Below are 14,204 nucleotides of genomic sequence, written 5' to 3'. Positions count from 1 at the left end.
GGGGATGCATCAGCGACGGTTGATCGGCTCAACCACTTGCAGCGCCAGGTTGCCCTTATGGGAACCCAGCTTGACCTTGAACGACGGCACGCCGTTGGCGCGCATGATCATTTCTTCCGGCAATTCGACCGGGATGATGTCTCCCGGCTGCATGTGCAAAATATCCCGCAGGCGCAATTGGCGACGGGCTACGGTGGCGCTCAGCGGCACGTCGACGTCCAGCAAGTCTTCGCGCAAGGCCTTGACCCAACGCTCGTCCTGGTCGTCCAGGTCGGACTGGAAACCGGCATCAAGCATCTCGCGCACCGGCTCGATCATCGAGTACGGCATGGTCACGTGCAGGTCGCCGCCGCCGCCATCGAGTTCGATGTGGAAAGTGGACACCACAATCGCTTCGCTCGGGCCGACGATGTTGGCCATGGCCGGGTTCACTTCCGAGTTGATGTACTCGAAATTGACTTCCATGATCGCCTGCCAGGCTTCCTTCAAATCGATGAAGGCCTGCTCCAGCACCATGCGCACGACGCGCAATTCGGTGGGGGTGAATTCACGGCCTTCGATCTTGGCGTGACGGCCATCACCGCCGAAGAAGTTGTCCACCAGCTTGAACACCAGTTTGGCGTCGAGGATGAACAGCGCAGTGCCGCGCAACGGCTTGATCTTGACGAGGTTAAGGCTGGTGGGAACGTACAGCGAATGCACGTACTCACCGAACTTCATCACCTGCACGCCGCCCACCGCCACGTCCGCCGAGCGGCGCAGCATGTTGAACATACTGATCCGGGTGTAGCGAGCGAAGCGTTCGTTGATCATCTCCAGCGTCGGCATGCGTCCACGGACGATGCGATCCTGGCTGGTCAGGTCATAACTTTTGACGCTGCCGGGCTCGGCAGCCATTTCGGTCTGTACCAGACCGTCGTCGACGCCATGCAACAGCGCGTCGATTTCATCCTGGGACAGCAGGTCTTGCACGGCCATGTCGTGATCCTACTGCAATACGAAGTTAGTGAAGAGCGCCTGCTCGACCACGACTTTGCCGAGCTCCTTCTGGGCCACTTCCTGCACGCTGGCAGTGACCTTCTGGCGCAGCATTTCCTGGCCCACCGGGGTGGCCAAGGTGTCGAAGCTCTGCCCGGAGAACAGCATCACCAGGTTGTTGCGGATCACCGGCATATGCACTTTGAGGGCATCCAGGTCCGCCGCATTCCGTGCCAGCAAGGTGATGCTCACTTGCAGGTAGCGTTGGCGACCGTTCTGATTGAAGTTGGCGACAAAGGCCGGAAGCATCGGCTCGAAGATTGCCGGTGGCTTGACGTTACTGGCGGTTTCGGCGGCAGGTGCCGGTTTGCTTGCACTGCTATGCATGATGTACCAAGTGCCGCCCACCGAGGCCCCGATGGCCAGGAGCAGGCCCACGACTATCATCAGGATAAGCTTGAGCTTGCCTTTGCCTGCCGGTGCGGGTGCTTTTGCTGCGTCGTCGCTCTTCGCCATGCCAATAATCCGTCACTATTCGGGAATTCATAGATCTACGGATAGGCAAGAGCAAGTGTTATGCCAGAGTTGTCTGGCAGGCAGAGACGAACGAACACCACAAAACAAATGTGGGAGGAGGCTTGCCTCGATGAGGGTGTGTCAGTTCATACATCGGTTGACTGATACACCCTCATCGGGGGCAAGCCCCCTCCCACAATTTGGATCTGTACGCGGCTCAAGTCAGGCGTAGTAATCGACGGCGCTGGAGCCGATCACTGTAGAGCTCACTGGCACCACGGCTTCAGCCACATCAATGTGGTTGCCACTGTCGCCGCTGTCAGCCCCTCGCCCGCTGCGACTCACGCCACTGGTCTGGGCCTGCTGCTGTTGCTGCTCCTGACCACGGGATTGGTCGGACACGTTGACGTCCACCTGCCCCATGCCCTGTTGCGCAAACATTTCCCGCAGGCGACCCGACTGGCTTTCCAGCGCTTCACGCACCACCGGGTGGGCGCTCATGAAGTTGACCTGGGCTTGCTGGTCGGCGGTCATGTTGACCTTGATATCCAGACGACCGAGTTCAGCCGGTTGCAACTGGATCTCCGCCGACTTGAGGTTGGCGCTGGACAGGTACATCACTCGATTGACGATCTCGTCGGTCCAACCGCTCTGGTGCATGGCCAGTGGCGCATTCGTCACCGGCGGCAACGCGTTGGCCGTTTTCGGCGTGGCCGCCTGGGTCAATGCCGCCAAACGATTGGCGAAATCATCGACACGGGTGTCGCTGGTGGCGTTTTTAAGGTCTTTGAGGCCGTCTTCGATCAAGCCGCTGAAGGCCTTGTCACCGCCTTGGTCAGTGCTGTCTTTGGTGGCTTGCTGGTCGACCATTGTGGCCAGGCCAGCGGCAAAGTTCTGCGCGGCGGTTGGCTGGTCCTGGGTAGTCGTCGGTGCGGTTTTGGCCGGCGCCTGACTGCTGGCCGACACATGCCCGCCCTGCTCCATCGCCAGGCGCACGGCCGGCATGGCATCCAGGGGATCGGCCTCAGGATCGAAGGCCGGCTTGACCTCCTCGGTCGCCACGATGGGCGCAGCGACCAACGGCTGGGCCTTGTCGTCCTGGGCGGCAGCGGCGGGTTCCGGGGTTTCCACCGGCAAGACCACAGGCGTCACAGCGGCAATCATGGCCGGGTCGACGACGGGATCAGTCGGGGGCTGCTGCGCGAGTGCTGGATCGGCGGGTGCGTCGTCATCCTTATTGGCGCTGTCGTCGGACGGCTTGGCAGGCAAGGTCTTGCCGCTATCGGCAACCGCCGGTGTACTGGCGGCAGGCTTGTCGGCACCGGCAGCCGGCTTGGCGCTGGCGTCGACAGGCTTGTCGCGTGTGGGTTTGGCCGCGCTGTCGTCGGTTTTGACCGACGGTTTCGAGCCTTGGCTGGCGAACACTTGAGCGAAGCCAGGGCCCTTGTCCCGTGGGTCCGCAGCCGCTACCTGGGGGTTGGCAGCGGGCGCTTGAGGCTTGGCCGCGGGGGCAGCCTGAAGAAGCGAATTGGGGGCGACTGGCATAGGTAAAGGTCTCCACTGCATGGGGATCGGGGATGCAGTATCTGGAGGTAGAGCAAGAGTTGGGCCAGGTTTCTTGGATTGCGGTTTTTTGGGTGGGCCTATCCGTTATTCGGTAACGGACAGGTCACCCATCAAAGTTGAAACCGTTGCCTTTCGTGCTCATACAACGGCCGCACCAACGCAAACTCCCGATCAATCTGATCCACCAACTCCCCCAAGTCCGAAGCCGGCTCAGAAGACCTGGCCTCAAGCGACTGACACAACTGCGCCAACCGCAGCGCCCCAAGGTTCCCACTGCTCCCCTTGAAACTATGCGCAATCCGTCCCAATGCCTTGGCATCATCCCGCGCCTGGTGCAGGGCCTCGATGCGTTTCTGGGAGTCATCAAGAAAGGTATCAAGCAGCTTGGGATACTCGCCCTCCATAACCTCCTGCAAACCCGACAACACCTGCGGGTCCATATGAATCTCTGCCACTTGCTCGCTCCTTGATCAAGAATCGGCGGATTATGCCAGAGCCCCCCAGCAAAACTCCACGCAGACACTGCGCCCACCGTCAGACCAGCGTACGTCGCTGCTCAACTGGCGCACCAGGCTAAGGCCCCGACCCGACAGACGATCGACGTCCAGCGGCCGTGCCAGCATCTGTTCCACGTCGAAACCCGGCCCGCTGTCTTCCAGGCGCAACGTCATTTTGCCGCCCATGTGGGTGGGCACCACCTGCACATGCACCCGCACGTAACCGCTGTTCAACTTCGCCAGGCGGTCATTGCGCTGGTGGTAATACTCGGCAAATCCCTGGGCATTGCGCTTGAGCCGCGAGTCCAGCCCCAGCACACCATGTTCCAGGGCGTTGGAATACAGCTCAGCCATCACGCTGTAGAGCGCCCCGCTCTGCTCGCGCAGGCCGTGGATCTCAAGCAGCAGTTGCAGCAGATAGGGCAAAGGGTTGTAGCGCTTGAGGGTCTCGGCGCGAAACTCAAAGCTCACCGACCAATCCAGCGGGCAGGATTGGCCGCTGTCGGCATACAACGGCCCGGTGGCGCGCAGGGATTGGCCGTGCTGCAGGGTGATTTCCACCATGCTCACGTCATCACGCGCTTCACCGCGAAACGCCGCCAGGGCCTGTTCGATGTCTTCAAACAGACGATTGGGCTCGCGATTGGCCGCAAAGACCTGCTGCAAACGCTCGGCGCCGAACAGTTGATCGTTGGCATCTGCGGTATCCAGCACGCCGTCGGACAGCAGGAACACACGGTCGCCCAACGCCATGGGCCAGACTTCGGTGCGGTCATCAAAGGCTTGCGCCGACAACACCCCCAACGGCAAATGCCGCGACTGCATCGGGGTGCGCTTGCCGCTGGCGATGTCATGCACATAACCGTCGGGCATGCCCCCGTTCCACACCTCCACCACGCGCCGCTCGGTGCTCAGGCACAACAGGGTGGCGCAGCAGAACATGTCCACCGGCAGGATGCGCTTGAGCTTGGCATTCATCTCCCGAAGGATCTGCGTCAGGCCATAACCCTTGGCGGTCATGCCGTAGAACACTTCCGCCAGGGGCATAGCGCCCACCGCCGCCGGCAAGCCATGGCCGGTGAAATCGCCGAGCAGCACGTGCATGTCGCCTGACGGCGTGTAGGCCGCCAGCAGCAGGTCGCCATTGAACAGCGCATAGGGCGATTGCAGGTAGCGGATGTTCGGTGCGGCATTGATGCAGCCGGAGTGGGCGACCTTATCGAACACTGCCTTGGCCACGCGCTGCTCATGCAGCAGGTAGTCGTGGTGCTTGGCAATCATGTCGCGTTGCTGCAACACCGTGGCTTGCAGGCGGCGCAGGCGGTCCATGGCGTTGATCTTGGCCGCCAGGATCAGTTGGTTATAGGGTTTGGGCAGGAAGTCATCACCGCCGGCATCCAGGCACTCGGCCAGGGCAGCGCTTTCGCGCAGGGAGGTGAGGAAAATGATGGGGACCAATTCTTCCCCCGCCAGTTGCTTGATCCACCGCGCAGCGCCGTAGCCATCCATCACTGGCATCAAGGCATCCATCAGCACCAGCTGCGGCCGTTCGCGGGCGAAGACTTCGACGGCTTCCTCGCCGTTGGTAGCGGTGAGCACCTGATGCCCCTGGCGCCGCACAATGGTCGACAGCAACAGAAGATCAGCAGCGTTATCATCGGCGATCAGGATCGTCAGCGGCTCAACCGCGGGGGCCTGGGCGCTCACTTGATGTCGAACAGCTTGTCGAAGTTGGAGATGGCGAGGATCTTGCGCACATCGGAGTTGGTGTTGACCACCTCAACCTGCGCCTTTTCGCCGCCAGCATGGTCCCTCAACAGCAGGAGCATGCCCAAGGCCGAGCTGTCCATGTACGTGGTTTCTTTCAGATCGACCACATACAGCTCAGGCACTTTGTAGTAACGCTCGTAGGCGTCACGAAACGTCTGATGACTGCCGAAGTCAAACCGTCCCTTGATAGCGATCGTCAACTTCTTCCCGTCCAGGGATACTTCTGACTCGATTGACATGCGACTGCTTCCTTGTCATGGGCATAGACACAAGGTGTAGCAGGCGAATGAGATCCGGGCAACACCGCAGGTCAAATGCGGAAGAGGGCCTGGTCCCGATAGCCGTGGGTCAGTCAACAAATTCAGTGACCGATCTATCGCTATCGGGGGCAAGCCCCCTCGCACATTCAGAATTGTGATTGGCGGGGAAGACGTTGTGATAGCTCATCGAGCAACTTCTGCTCACGCTTGTCTTCCAGCGCCCGCGCTTCATCGATATAGCGCTGCACCAGCTTGCGCAAACCTTCGACCCGGGCAAACGCCTCTTGCCAACTTTCGCGGGCCTTATCGAGGTTGTTCTGGTGCCAGGCCAGGCTCTGGCGCTGTTGGCCCACGGCGGTTTCCAACTGGTTGAGAAAGCCCTGGTAGCCCATCAGCCACTGACCCGAAACACCCTTGGTGCCGCGCTCGATCCATTGCTGTTGGTACTCGCCGCGAAAGCGTTCCAGGTCACCCAACTTGCTTTCCGCCAAGCGCACTTGGCCCTGGAAATAACCCAGGCGCTGTACGGCGGTTTTTTCGGCCTTTTCGGCCATGTCCACCACGGGGGCCAGGCGCGCGGCGCGGCTGTTGGCCATGGCTTAGCCGCCTGGCGCAGGGGCGAAGATGGAATGCAGATGCGCTTCGCTTTCACCCATGCTGATCTTGTCGTTGAGGCCTTGGCGCAGGTAAGTCACCAACTGCGGTTGCAGGGCGATCGCCAGGTCGGTGTCGCGATCGCCACCGGCCACGTAGGCGCCAACGCTGATCAGGTCGCGGCTCTGTTGATAGCGCGACCACAACTGCTTGAACTGTTGCGCACGGACCATATGCTCCGGCGTGACCACCGCCGGCATGACCCGGCTGATGGACGCTTCGATATCGATAGCCGGGTAGTGCCCTTCTTCGGCCAAACGGCGCGACAGCACAATGTGGCCGTCGAGCACGCCCCGCGCCGAGTCGGCGATAGGGTCCTGCTGGTCATCGCCTTCGGACAACACCGTGTAGAACGCAGTGATCGAGCCGCCACCGGCCTCGGCATTGCCGGCGCGCTCCACCAGTTTCGGCAGCTTGGCGAACACCGACGGTGGGTAGCCCTTGGTCGCCGGGGGTTCGCCGATGGCCAGGGCGATTTCCCGCTGGGCCTGGGCAAAACGGGTGAGCGAGTCCATCAGCAACAGGACGTTCTTGCCCTTGTCGCGAAAGTATTCGGCGATGCGCGTGCAGTACATGGCCGCGCGCAAACGCATCAACGGCGCATCATCCGCTGGGGAGGCGACGACGACGGAGCGCTTGAGGCCTTCTTCACCGAGGCTGTGCTCGATGAATTCCTTAACTTCCCTGCCCCGCTCGCCGATCAGCCCCACCACGATGATGTCGGCCTCGGTAAAGCGCGTCATCATGCCGAGCAACACCGACTTACCCACACCGGTACCGGCGAACAGGCCCAGACGCTGGCCGCGGCCGACCGTCAATAAACCGTTGATGCTGCGGATGCCCACATCCAGCGGCACGCTGATGGGGTTGCGGTTGAGCGGGTTGATGGTGGGGCCGTCCATCGGCACCCAGTCTTCGGCTTTCATGCCGCCCTTGCCGTCCAACGCACGACCGGCGCCGTCCAGCACCCGGCCGAGCATGCTCATGCCCATGGGCAGGCGGCCGGTATCGGCCAGCGGTACCACGCGGGCGCCGGGGGCGATGCCCGCCAGGCTGCCGACGGGCATCAGGAAGATCTTGTTGCCGGAAAAGCCCATCACTTCCGCTTCGACCTGCACCGGATGGTAGCTGTCGTCGTTGATCACCATGCAGCGGCTGCCCATGGCGGCGCGCAGGCCCTCGGCTTCGAGGGTCAGGCCGACCATACGCAACAGGCGCCCTTCAAGGATCGGCTGGCCGGGCAATTCAGTCGCCTCGACGTAGCCGCTCAGGCGCTTGACGAAGCTGGTGCGATCAAGGCGCATCGGCGGCGTCCAGGTCGACGCTGAGGTCAGGTTCGGCGGGGTTCAACACCTGCTCGTGGACTTGATCCAGCAGCTTGGCCATGATCTGGCTGATGCGGGTTTCCACCGTCGCATCAATGCGGCTGTGTTCGGTCTCGACCCGGCAACCACCGGGCTGAAGCGCTGCGTCTTCGACGATGCGCCAGGTTTCTTCATGGCGCTCGCGCAGGGCTTTGACCTGTTCGAAATCCTGCGGGTTGATGTACAGCCGCACATTGCCGACACCCAGGGGCAGCAACTTGAGTGCTTCGCGCATCACGCTTTCGATATGGCTGGAGTCGAGCACCAGTTCGCGCTGGATCACCTGGCGTGCAATATGCTCCACCAGGCCGACCATGGATTTTTCAATCTGCGCATCCTGCTCGGCGATAGGGTCGAACAACACACCCATCAAACGTTCCAGGCTGGCCAGCTTGACGTTCAGCGCCGCTTCGGCCTCTTGGCGCACCTTGAGAGTGGTGCTGCGAAAACCGTCTTTTTCACCCGCTGCGAAGCCTTCGTTGTAGGCCTCCTGGCGGATGCTTTCCAACTCTTCCAGGGTCAGTGGCTGGACTTCTTCCAGCGGCACTTCTTCCATTTCCACCGGCGTTTCTTCAACGGGTTCCGGCTCAGGCTCAGGCACATGCGGGTCGAAGCTGGGCAACGACCAGATGTCGAACCCACCGACATCCCGTGCGCGAATCAGATCGCTGGGCGCCTCATCTTTGTTCGACATCAGGGGCGCCTTAGATCATTTCTTCGCCGCCCTTCCCACCGAGAACGATTTCTCCGGCTTCGGCCATACGGCGGGCAATGGTGAGGATTTCTTTCTGCGCGGTTTCCACGTCGCTGACGCGCACCGGGCCTTTGGCTTCCAGGTCGTCGCGCAACAGTTCGGAAGCACGCTTGGACATGTTCTTGAAGATCTTCTCTTTGACGCCTTCGTCCGAGCCTTTGAGGGCAAGCACCAGCACGTCGGAGGACACTTCGCGCAGCAACGCCTGGATGCCACGATCGTCGACATCGGAGAGGTTGTTGAACACGAACATGAGGTCTTCGATCTGGCCGGACAGGGTGTCGTCGATCTCGCGGATCGAGTCCATCAACTGGCCTTCGACCGAGCTGTCGAGGAAGTTCATGATGTCTGCCGCACGCTTGATACCACCCAAGGTGGTCCGCGAGGCATTCGAGTTGCCGGAGAACTGCTTCTCCAGGATGGTGTTCAATTCTTTCAGGGCCGCCGGCTGCACGGTGTTCAGCGACGAGACGCGCAGGATGATGTCCAGACGCACTTTATGGTCGAAATGGCCGAGCACTTCACCGGCCTGGTCCGGGTCGAGGTACGCCACCACGATGGCCTGGATCTGCGGGTGTTCAAAGCGGATCACGTCGGCGACGGCGCGCGGTTCCATCCACTTGAGGCTGTCCAGACCACTGGTGTTGCCACCCAACAGGATGCGGTCGATCAGGCCGTTGGCCTTGTCTTCGCCCAGGGCCGAGGTGAGCATCTTGCGGATGTAGCTGTCGGAGCCGACGCCCAGGCTGGTCTGGTCGCCGACGATCTCGACGAACTCGCTCATCACCTGCTCGACTTGCTCACGGTGCACATTGCGCATCTGCGCCATGGCCACGCCCACACGCTGGACCTCTTTGGGCCCCATGTGGCGCAGCACTTGGGCGGCATCGGTTTCACCGAGCGACAGCAGCAGTACTGCGGCTTTGTCGACCTTGGTGAGCTTGGCAACAGCGGCTCGATCACTCATCTGCGTTAATCCACTCTTTCACGACCTGGGCCACACGGCCCGGGTCTTCTGCTACCAGACTTTTGATTGCGTTCAACTGAGCGTCGTAACCTTCGCTCGGGCTTGGCAACAGGATGCTTTGCGGGCCGCCGAGGCTGACGCGGTCGTTGGCCAGTTCGCCGTCCAGGCCGCCCATGCCACCCAACTCGACGTCACTGCCGCCAAACGCCGCCAGCTGTTTGTTCTTGCCGTTGCCGGTGATGTTGTTGAGCACCGGGCGCAGCACGCCGAACACCAATACCAGGATGAACAACACACCCAGCACTTGCTTGACGATGTCCCAGAACCACGGCTGGGTGTAGAACGCCGCTTCGGCGATGACTTCACCGCGCTCGGCGGAGAACGGCATGTTGATCACGCTGACGCTGTCACCACGACTGGCGTCAAAGCCGACGGCGTCCTGCACGAGGCGAGTGAAGCGCGCCAATTCGTCGGCGCTCCACGGCGCACGGGTAACGGCGCCATCCGCCGCATTGACCTTGACCTGGTCATCGACCACCACCGACACCGACAGGCGATTGACGCGACCCTGCTGCTGCTTGGTGTGGCTGATGGAGCGATCGAGTTCGAAGTTCTTGGTGGACTGGTTACGCTTGTCCGCCGGGTACGGGGCGAGCATCGGTTGGCCGGTGGCCGGGTCCATGATCTGCTGGCCGTTGGCGTCCAACAATGGCTGGCCGGGCTGGATCGCGCCAGCGGTGGCAGCAGCGCCACCGGTGGTTTGCGGGGCCGAAGCCGGGGCTGGCGGCTGGTTGCTCAGGGCACCCGGCACACCTTGCGGACCATTGCTGGCGGTGCGTTGTTCGCTGGTGGACTGTTCGCTGCGCAGCGCTGGCTGGTCCGGGTTGAACTGCTCGGAGGTCGACTCGACGGCACTGAAGTCCACGTCGGCGGACACCTCAGCCTTGTAGCGGTCGTTGCCCAGCACCGGTTGCAGGATGTTGTGCACACGCTGGGTGAGCATGCTTTCCATACGGCGGCTGTAGTCGAATTGCTTGCCGGCCTGGGTCAGCGCGGAGTTTTCCGCCATGTCGGACAGCAGGTTGCCCTTCTGGTCGACAACGGTGATTTGCGACTTGCTCAGTTCGGGAACGCTGGTGGCCACCAGGTTGATAATCGCCAGAACCTGGCCAGGCTCCAGCGAACGGCCGGAAAACAGTTCCACCAGTACCGAAGCACTTGGCTTGCGCTCGTCGCGCACAAATACCGAGCTTTTCGGAATGGCCAAGTGCACACGGGCGCCCTTGACGTTGTTCAAGCTGGAGATGGTGCGGGCCAGCTCGCCTTCCAGGCCACGACGGTAGCGCGTGGCTTCCATGAACTGGCTGGTCCCGAGGCCCTGGTCCTTGTCGAGGATTTCAAAACCAATATTGCTGTCGGACGGCGTTACGCCGGCAGCGGCAAGCTTCATGCGCGCACGGGCCACGTCATCGGCCTTAACCAACAGCGCGCCGGAGTTGGGCTCTACGGTGTAGGCGATGTCGGCGGCGGCGAGGGTTTCCATGATCTGCTTGGAATCCATGCCCGCCAGGCTGCCGTAAAGCGGACGGTAATCGGGTTGTTGCGACCACAACACCACGGCGAAACCAATCGCCACGCTGGCAGCCAGGCCGACCATCAGGCCCACCTGACGCAACATGGTCATTTCCGAGAGGTTTTCCAGGAACGACAGGCCAAACAGCGGCGGCTTGCCGTCTGCCTTGGCGGGTACGTTGTCGGAGACTGCTTCTGCCATGACTTAAATCTCGCCCTTAAACCGGCATCTGCATGATGTCTTGATAGGCCTGAACCAACTTGTTACGCACTTGGGTCAGAGCCTGAAAGGAGACGCTGGCCTTTTGCGAGGCGACCATCACATCGGTGAGGTCCACGCCGCTTTTGCCGATCTCGAACGCGGTGGCCAACTGGCTGGAAGCTTGCTGGGTGTCACTGACTTTGTTGATGGCCTGGCCGAGCATGTCGGCGAAGCTGCTTTGGCCCAATTCCGGCGCTGGCGCGACGGATTTCGGTTGAGCCATGGCATCCATTTGCATGGAGCGCATATCCAACATCAACCGATTGAACTCAATACCCTGGCTCATGAACTTCTCTCTCCAACCCGCAAATTTTTGACACTACGCAGCGATTACTAGGGGAGGTAGCAACAAGGGTGCCAGCTCTGTATCAACTCGTAAGAAAAGGCGACAAACCTTATCGACGTTGTTACCGGTTATGTGGCGAACAGATACGCCTCGACGTCCATCCCGGCGTCGCGCATCTGCGCCAGCTTGTAGCGCAGGGTGCGCGGGCTGATGCCCAGACGCTCGGCGGCCTCTTTGCGACGGCCGCGCTCGGCGCGCAGGGTGTCGATGATCATCTGGAATTCGCGGCGACGCAGGTCGTCACCCAGGGCACCGGCAGACTCAGCCTCTGCAACCACCGGCGCGGGCGCCAAGGTAGGCAATGGGGCCGCACCACTGCCCATGGCCAGGCAGAAATCCTGGGGCTGGATCAAGCCACCCTGTTGCAGAATCAGCGCGCGCTGGATGGCGTTATCCAACTCGCGCACGTTGCCCGGCCAGGGATAGCTGATGAGACACGCTTGCGCCTCGGCCGAGAGCCGCGCCTGGGCGTGCTTCATTTTTTTGACGTGGTTGTTCAGCAAGCGCTCGGCCAGCGGAATGATGTCCGCCGGACGCTCACGCAGCGGGCGCCAGGCCAGGGGGAATACTGATAGCCGGTAGAACAGGTCTTCGCGGAAGCGCCCCGCCGCCACTTCGCCAGCGAGGTCGCGGTTGGTGGTGGCGACCACACGGATATCCAACTGGATCGGCTTACGCGCACCGACGCGCTCCACTTCACGCTCTTGCAGCACCCGCAGCAGCTTGGCTTGCAGGCCCAGAGGCATTTCCGAGATTTCATCCAGCAGAATGGTGCCGCCATCGGCCTGTTCGAACTTGCCGGCCTGGGCCGCGATGGCGCCAGTGAACGAGCCTTTTTCATGACCGAACAAGGTGGCTTCAAGCATGTTGTCGGGGATCGCCGCGCAATTGATGGCGATGAACGGTTGTTTGGCGCGAGTGGATTGCTGGTGGATGTAACGCGCCAGCACCTCTTTACCGGTACCGGACTCGCCGGAGATCAGCACCGTGGAATCACTGCGCGCCACCCGGGCCGCCAGCTCAAGCAATTGCGCACTGGCCGGCTCGAAGGCAATCGGGCCTTCGCCTTCGTTGGCAGGGATAACACCCAGGGCGTGCCGCGCCACCAGTTCGATCAGCGCCTTGGGTTCGAACGGCTTGACCAGGTAATCCGCCGCGCCTTGGCGCATGGCGTCCACCGCACGCTCCACGGCGCCGTGAGCGGTCATCAGCAACACCGGCAGTTGCGGCTGGCGTGCGCGCAGCAAGGCCAGTAACTGGTGGCCGTCCATGCCGGGCATGTTCACGTCACTGACCACCAGGCTGAAGGTTTCCTGCTCCACCGCGTCCAAGGCGTCCTCGGCAGAACCGACCGCCCGGTAGTCATGACCCGCCAACAGCAGCGTGTCCGCCAATGCTTCACGCAGGGCGCGATCGTCTTCCACCAACAGAACCTTGATAGCCATTACTTTTTACTCCGCGCTTGCCGCGCATGAAAACAGCGGCAAGCTCATCAATGCACACGTGCCACGCCCCAGTCGGGAATGCAGCTGCAATTCTCCCTGATGGGCACGCGCCACAGCCTTGACCACGGTCAGGCCGAGGCCGGTTCCATTGGTCTTGGTGGTGAAAAAGGGTTCGCCAAGGCGCTTAAGCACCACAGGATCAATGCCAGCACCGCTGTCGCTGATGCACAGGCGCAGGGTTTGCTCGCGGTTGTACAGGTGCACCTTGAGCCGTGCGCCCGGGCCGCTGGCCTGGATAGCGTTTTCGATCAGGTTAAGCAACGCGCCCACCAGGGTGTCGCGATTGCACAGCAACTCGCCAAGGTGGCTGTCGCACTGCCAACGCACCTGAGTGTCTTGAATATGGGTGGCCGCCGCCGCTTGCAGGGCCTGCATCAATTGGGCAGGTGTCACGCGGTCAGTCAGCGGCAATTCGCCGCGGGCAAACACCAACATGTCGCGTACCTGATGCTCCAGTTCGTGCAGGCGCTCTTTGAGACGGCCAGCAAACCGCTGCTGTGTGGCAGCGGGCAATTGTTCATCAGTCAAATGACTGGCGTAAATCAAGGCCGCCGACAACGGCGTACGGATTTGATGCGCCAAAGAAGCGACCATTCGGCCCAACGAGGACAAACGCTCGTGGCGCGCCAATTGGTCTTGCAGGTGACGGGTTTCGGTCAGGTCGTTGAGCAGCACCAATTGCCCTGGCTCAGCGTCCAGGGAACGGGTAGCGATGGACAGGCGGCGCCCGTCTTTAAGGGAGATTTCGTGACCATCATCCTCGCGCGGCGCAAAGCAGCGGGTAATGACGTGGCGCCACAGCTCGCCTTCCAGCGGTAGGCCGAGCATGTCGCAGGCTGCCGGATTGGCTTCGCGCACGCGGCCCTCTTCGTCAATGACGATAACGCCACCGGGCAGCAGCGACAGCAGGTTCTGCAGACGGTTGGCCAAGCGCTCTTTCTCGGCCAGCTCTTGCATGCGCTGGGCGCTAACCACCGCCAGTTCGCCTTTCAGCTCGCAGACCCGGGCCTCCAGCAGGCTGTAGGAATCAGTCAGTTGGCTCGACATCTGGTTGAACTGCGAGAACGCTTGTTCAAGACCCTGGCGGGTCTGCGGTTCTACAGGCGCAATCAGTCCCTGGATGGCAGGGGCCGAAGATAGTTGGGCGGCGTGGGGCATCATGCTCTCTCGCTTGGCTGACCGTCAGTTAAACG

Annotated in this window: 14 protein-coding genes; all 14 read right to left on the bottom strand. The window is 61.6% G+C overall.

All coding sequences use genetic code 11. The features are described from left to right. Window positions 1-9: 9 nt before the first annotated feature. The 14 genes from fliM to ACKZ62_RS07940 all read right to left on the bottom strand — a co-directional run bounded on the left by fliM (window position 10) and on the right by ACKZ62_RS07940 (window position 14,169). Complete coding sequence (gene fliM / locus ACKZ62_RS08005) at window positions 10-978, bottom strand: flagellar motor switch protein FliM (RefSeq protein ID WP_010208755.1); 969 nt, start codon at window positions 976-978, stop codon at window positions 10-12. A 9-nt stretch (window positions 979-987) separates the two neighbouring features. After that, window positions 988-1,494 carry a flagellar basal body-associated protein FliL gene (gene fliL / locus ACKZ62_RS08000; RefSeq protein ID WP_032887891.1) on the bottom strand — a complete coding sequence of 169 codons (507 nt, stop codon included), beginning with the start codon at window positions 1,492-1,494 and terminating at the stop codon, window positions 988-990. 222 nt (window positions 1,495-1,716) lie between these two features. Continuing rightward, window positions 1,717-3,039, bottom strand: coding sequence for a flagellar hook-length control protein FliK (locus tag ACKZ62_RS07995; RefSeq protein WP_447096508.1), 1,323 nt, complete (start codon window positions 3,037-3,039; stop codon window positions 1,717-1,719). Window positions 3,040-3,170: 131 nt separating this feature from the next. After that, window positions 3,171-3,515 carry an Hpt domain-containing protein gene (locus ACKZ62_RS07990; protein ID WP_032887887.1) on the bottom strand — a complete coding sequence of 115 codons (345 nt, stop codon included), beginning with the start codon at window positions 3,513-3,515 and terminating at the stop codon, window positions 3,171-3,173. A 30-nt stretch (window positions 3,516-3,545) separates the two neighbouring features. Further along, window positions 3,546-5,264 (bottom strand): ATP-binding SpoIIE family protein phosphatase, encoded by a 1,719-nt coding sequence (locus ACKZ62_RS07985; protein WP_447096507.1) that lies wholly within the window; start codon window positions 5,262-5,264, stop codon window positions 3,546-3,548. Next, window positions 5,261-5,566 carry an STAS domain-containing protein gene (locus tag ACKZ62_RS07980; protein WP_032887883.1) on the bottom strand — a complete coding sequence of 102 codons (306 nt, stop codon included), beginning with the start codon at window positions 5,564-5,566 and terminating at the stop codon, window positions 5,261-5,263. Before ACKZ62_RS07980 ends, ACKZ62_RS07985 begins: the two co-directional genes overlap by 4 nt. 167 nt (window positions 5,567-5,733) lie before the next feature. Next, window positions 5,734-6,183, bottom strand: coding sequence for a flagellar export protein FliJ (gene fliJ, locus ACKZ62_RS07975; RefSeq protein ID WP_032887882.1), 450 nt, complete (start codon window positions 6,181-6,183; stop codon window positions 5,734-5,736). A gap of 3 nt (window positions 6,184-6,186) precedes the next feature. Further along, window positions 6,187-7,545, bottom strand: coding sequence for a flagellar protein export ATPase FliI (gene fliI, locus ACKZ62_RS07970; RefSeq protein WP_032887880.1), 1,359 nt, complete (start codon window positions 7,543-7,545; stop codon window positions 6,187-6,189). Continuing rightward, window positions 7,535-8,299, bottom strand: coding sequence for a flagellar assembly protein FliH (gene fliH, locus ACKZ62_RS07965; protein WP_181639417.1), 765 nt, complete (start codon window positions 8,297-8,299; stop codon window positions 7,535-7,537). Before fliH ends, fliI begins: the two co-directional genes overlap by 11 nt. Window positions 8,300-8,309: 10 nt before the next feature. Then, window positions 8,310-9,326, bottom strand: coding sequence for a flagellar motor switch protein FliG (gene fliG, locus ACKZ62_RS07960; protein WP_032887877.1), 1,017 nt, complete (start codon window positions 9,324-9,326; stop codon window positions 8,310-8,312). Next, entirely contained in the window at window positions 9,319-11,100 is a 1,782-nt protein-coding gene (gene fliF, locus ACKZ62_RS07955) for a flagellar basal-body MS-ring/collar protein FliF (RefSeq protein ID WP_032887876.1), read from the bottom strand. Before fliF ends, fliG begins: the two co-directional genes overlap by 8 nt. A gap of 16 nt (window positions 11,101-11,116) precedes the next feature. Next, window positions 11,117-11,446 carry a flagellar hook-basal body complex protein FliE gene (gene fliE, locus ACKZ62_RS07950; protein WP_017134937.1) on the bottom strand — a complete coding sequence of 110 codons (330 nt, stop codon included), beginning with the start codon at window positions 11,444-11,446 and terminating at the stop codon, window positions 11,117-11,119. Window positions 11,447-11,574: 128 nt separating this feature from the next. Next, window positions 11,575-12,951 carry a sigma-54-dependent transcriptional regulator gene (locus ACKZ62_RS07945; RefSeq protein ID WP_099603019.1) on the bottom strand — a complete coding sequence of 459 codons (1,377 nt, stop codon included), beginning with the start codon at window positions 12,949-12,951 and terminating at the stop codon, window positions 11,575-11,577. 6 nt (window positions 12,952-12,957) lie between these two features. Continuing rightward, window positions 12,958-14,169, bottom strand: coding sequence for a sensor histidine kinase (locus tag ACKZ62_RS07940; RefSeq protein ID WP_032888090.1), 1,212 nt, complete (start codon window positions 14,167-14,169; stop codon window positions 12,958-12,960). Between the last annotated feature and the right edge of the window lie 35 nt (window positions 14,170-14,204).

Source organism: Pseudomonas sivasensis, from assembly GCF_052938085.1.
This window is presented reverse-complemented; position numbering and strand designations above follow the sequence as displayed.